Source organism: Corynebacterium gottingense (assembly GCF_003693265.1).
In the GTDB taxonomy this organism is placed as follows: domain Bacteria; phylum Actinomycetota; class Actinomycetes; order Mycobacteriales; family Mycobacteriaceae; genus Corynebacterium; species Corynebacterium gottingense.
The window spans coordinates 1-2249 of the sequence record NZ_RDRE01000095.1 but is presented as its reverse complement, the minus strand read 5'-3'; the positions used below and the strand labels follow the sequence as shown (position 1 = coordinate 2249).

2 protein-coding genes are annotated in these 2249 nt (G+C 69.9%); one reads left to right on the top strand and one right to left on the bottom strand.

The window, feature by feature from the left end:
- A partial coding sequence (locus tag EAW56_RS11845; RefSeq protein WP_122086753.1) for a peptidoglycan recognition protein family protein occupies positions 1-1562 on the top strand: 1562 nt, incomplete at its 5' end.
- 16 nt (positions 1563-1578) lie between these two features.
- On the opposite strand, the gene EAW56_RS11840 is transcribed toward EAW56_RS11845, so the two are convergent.
- Positions 1579-2249, bottom strand: a 671-nt coding sequence (locus EAW56_RS11840; RefSeq protein WP_244213429.1) for an FGGY-family carbohydrate kinase, incomplete at its 5' end; no start/stop codon positions are given.

Here is a 2249-nt window from a genome sequence, read left to right as displayed (position 1 = left end):
AGACCAACGGCACCGAACCGATCTTCGTCGAATCCACCAAGCGCATCCAGGTCTCCACCGGCAACGTCGACCTGCTGGATGAGGGCCGCACGGACTCCGCCGCCCCCACCACCGCGAAGGACCTGCAAGCCGTGTTCCTGGACGGCGGCAGCGGCAACGCGAACCCCATCGCCCCGGCGGCCGACTCCTACACCCGCGGCATGCCCAAGGTGATCACCCGCTCCCAGTGGGGCGCGGGTGCCTCCTCCAACCCCACCTACACCGAGCCGGTGACGGCGGCGACGGTGCACCACACCGCGGGCTCCAATAGTTACTCCGAGGCCGAGGCACCGGGCATTGTCCGCGGCATCTGGCAGTACCACGCCCGCAACCTGGGCTGGGGCGACATCGGCTACAACGCGCTGGTGGATAAGTACGGCAACATCTACGAGGGCCGCGCCGGCGGCCTGGACCGCGCCGTCGAGGGCGCGCACGTGGGTGGCTTCAACCAGAACACCTGGGGCGTGTCCATGCTGGGCGACTACGAGACCGCCTCCCCCACCGAGGCCGCCATCAACGCGATGGGCGAGATCATCGGCTGGAAGGCCGCCGTCGCCGGCTTCGACCCGATGGGCTCCGACTACCACTACGCTGACTTTTCCTTCCCGGGATCCCGCTACCCCGCGGGCCAGGGCGCGATGTTCCCCAACATCAACGCCCACCGCGACTTCCACTACAACGCCTGCCCGGGCCAGAACCTGTACAACCGGATGGGCGACATCCGCCGGATTGCCAACCGCAAGTACGACAGCCTCAAGGGCTCCACGGGCCTCGACTCCATCCTCAACCCGTCCAAGCCGGGCAACAACGGCGGGATTGATAACGGCCTGCCCGACAACGCCAACCCCGACGTCGAGGCCACCGACACCACCGTCGGCGACCTCTCCTCCGCCCTCGGCTCCAGCGACGCCGACACGGAGACCGTGACCAACCCTGACGGCACCACCACGACCGTGGTCCGCCCGAACGGCGACGCGCAGAAGGCGAAGAGCAACGTCTCCCTCGAGGGCCTGGCCGCCGGCGACGCCGTCGCCATCGCCGCCGCTGCCGGCACGCTCGCCGGCCTGGTCATCCTGTACGCCAACTCCCGCGGCCTGTTGCCCGGCGCCACCAAGTCCGTCGCCGGGATGGAGATCATCCCCGGCCTGACCGTGCAGCAGCTCACTCCGTACATCGGCCCCGCGCTGCAGGCGGTGGGCAAGCAGGACCTCGCAGACGTGTGGTACCAGTTCGAGCCGACCCTCGGCGCGATTACCGCCGGCGTGGGCGGCCCGCAGGTGGGCGGCCGCGAGTACGCCTTCTTCCAGAAGGGCATCGGCGTGAAGGACCGCCAGGGCCAGATCTACACGCTGGCTGGCAAGGTGGCGGACGCCTGGCTCCAGCAGGGCATGGACGCCGGCCCGCTCGGCATGCCGATCTCGCAGGAGCGCACGCTTGGCGACGGCACCGTCCAGGTCTCCTTCCAAGGCGGCTCCATCAGCTACAACCCCGCCACCAACGCGGTAAACATCACGACCAACTAGGCCGTCAGGCCCGCAGCTAGGCCTGGTCGTAGGAGCGGCGCACCGCGTCCTCCCACCGCGCCACCAGCCGGTCCCGTTCGGGGCCGGCCCACGTGTTTTCCCAGGCGGTGGTGGGGCCGAGGGACAAGGGGGCGCAGATAAGCTTGGCCCCAATGCCCGCAGCCGACGCCGCGCCCATCACCGTGGTTTCCGTGTTTGCGGGACGCTCGACGCGGAGGCCGAGGATGTCGGCCTGCATCTGCATGAGCAGGTCATTGGTGGTCATGCCACCGTCGACGCGCAGCTCCGTTGGCTCGCCACCCATCGCGCGCACCACCTCGAGCGCCTGCAGACAGGTGGCCTCGAGCGCGGCGCGGGCGATGTGGCGGCGGTCCACGAACCTGGTCAGGCCCGTGATCACGCCGCGCGCGTCGGGGCGCCACCGCGGCGCGAACAGCCCGGAGAACGCCGGTACGATCACCACCCCGCCGCTGTTGTCCACCTGCGCCGCGAGCCGCTCCGACTCCTCCGCGGTACGCAGGATGCCCAGCTGGTCGCGCAGCCACTGGATCAGGGAGCCGCCGACGGCCACGGAGCCCTCCTGCGCGTACACCGGCGGCTCGCCGTCGATCTGGTACGCCACGGTGGTAAGCAGGCCGTCGCTGCTCATGCGCGGCTGCGCACCCGTGTTGAGCAGCATGAACAGCC